This window comes from Streptomyces sp. NPDC037389, assembly GCF_040636475.1.
Classification (GTDB): Bacteria; Actinomycetota; Actinomycetes; order Streptomycetales; family Streptomycetaceae; genus Streptomyces; species Streptomyces hesseae.
The window spans coordinates 1-1,704 of record NZ_JBEZUS010000049.1; the positions used below are offsets into that span (position 1 = coordinate 1).

The following is a 1,704-nucleotide window of genomic DNA, read 5'->3' on the forward strand; positions in this document are numbered from 1 at the left end:
GCTGGCGCTGCTGGTCTCGCTGGCCACGCTCGCGCTGGCGGTCACGGTGCTGGTCCGCTTCGACCCCGGCGGCGACCGCTACCAGCTCACCGAGTCCCACTCCTGGATCGCGGACTTCGGCGTCCGCTACGAACTGGGCGTGGACGGCATCGCGGTGGCGTTGATCGCGCTGACCGCCCTGCTGATCCCGTTCATCATCCTGGCGGGCTGGCACGACGCCGACCCGCTGGAGACCGGCAGCAGCCGGTGGCGGCCGACGCAGGGCTTCTTCGCCCTGATCCTGGCCGTCGAGGCGATGGTGATCATCTCGTTCGAGGCCACCGACGTCTTCCTCTTCTACATCTTCTTCGAAGCCATGCTGATCCCGCTGTACTTCCTGATCGGCGGTTTCGGGGACCGGGCCCACGAGCACGGCGAGAAGACGGCGGCGACGCAGCGGTCGTACGCGGCGGTGAAGTTCCTCCTCTACAACCTGGCCGGCGGTCTGATCATGCTGGCCGCGGTGATCGGCCTCTACGTGGTCGCCGGGAACTTCTCGCTCACGGAGATCGCCGAGGCGCGGGCCAACGGTTCGCTGGACATGGCGACCAGCACCGAGCGCTGGCTCTTCCTCGGCTTCTTCTTCGCCTTCGCGGTGAAGGCGCCGCTGTTCCCGCTGCACACCTGGCTGCCCAACGCCATGGGGGAGTCGACCGCGCCGGTCGCCGTGCTCATCACGGCGGTCGTCGACAAGGTCGGCACCTTCGCGATGCTCCGCTTCTGCCTCCAGCTCTTCCCGGAGGCCAGCAAGTGGGCGACGCCGGTCATCCTGGTCCTGGCGGTGATCAGCATCATCTACGGCGCGCTGCTCGCGGTCGGCCAGCGCGACATCAAGCGGCTGATCGCCTACGCGTCGATCTCGCACTTCGGCTTCATCGTCATGGGCATCTTCGCGATGACCAGCCAGGGCCAGTCCGGCGCCACCCTGTACATGGTCAACCACGGCATCTCGACCGCGGTGCTCATGCTGATCGCCGGATTCCTGATCTCGCGGCGCGGTTCGCGGCTCATCGCCGACTTCGGCGGTGTGCAGAAGGTGGCCCCGGTCCTGGCCGGCACCTTCCTGATCGGCGGCCTGGCGACCCTGTCGCTGCCGGGCCTCGCGCCCTTCGTCAGCGAGTTCCTCGTCCTGGTCGGCACGTTCACCCGCTATCCGGTGATCGGCATCATCGCCACCTTCGGCATCGTCCTCGCCGCGCTCTACACCCTCGTCCTCTACCAGCGGACGATGACGGGCCCGGTGAAGGCCGAGGTGACCGGGATGCCGGACCTGCGGGTGCGCGAGCTGGTGGTCGTGGCGCCGCTGGTGGCGTTGCTGATCTTCCTCGGCGTCTTCCCGAAGCCCGTGACGGACATCGTCAACCCGGCGGTGAAGCAGACCATGTCCGACGTACACAAGACGGACCCCCAGCCTGAGGTGGAGGCGGCCAAGTGAGCGCAACAGCCGTCCACAGCCTGTGGACAACGGCGGCGACGGCGGCCGACCCGATCGCCAGGATCGACGCGCCGAAGATCGAGTACGGGCAGCTGTCGCCCGTCCTCATCGTCATCGGCGCGGCGATCATCGGGATCCTGGTCGAGGCCTTCGTGCCGCGCAGGTCCCGTTACCACGCCCAGATGTTCGTGTCCGCCGTCGCCCTGATCGCGGCGTTCGCCGCGGTCGTC

At 68.1% G+C, this 1,704-nt stretch carries 1 protein-coding gene and 1 pseudogene; both read left to right on the forward strand.

The window, feature by feature from the left end; translation table 11 throughout:
* Position 1: 1 nt before the first annotated feature.
* The gene (locus tag AB0E98_RS33605) at positions 2–1,474 is read left to right on the forward strand and encodes an NADH-quinone oxidoreductase subunit M (protein ID WP_361710280.1); all 1,473 of its coding nucleotides are present in this window, start codon (positions 2–4) and stop codon (positions 1,472–1,474) included.
* Positions 1,471–1,704, forward strand: a pseudogene (locus tag AB0E98_RS33610) (NADH-quinone oxidoreductase subunit N); the annotation flags it as partial. The gene AB0E98_RS33605 and the pseudogene AB0E98_RS33610, both read left to right, overlap by 4 nt.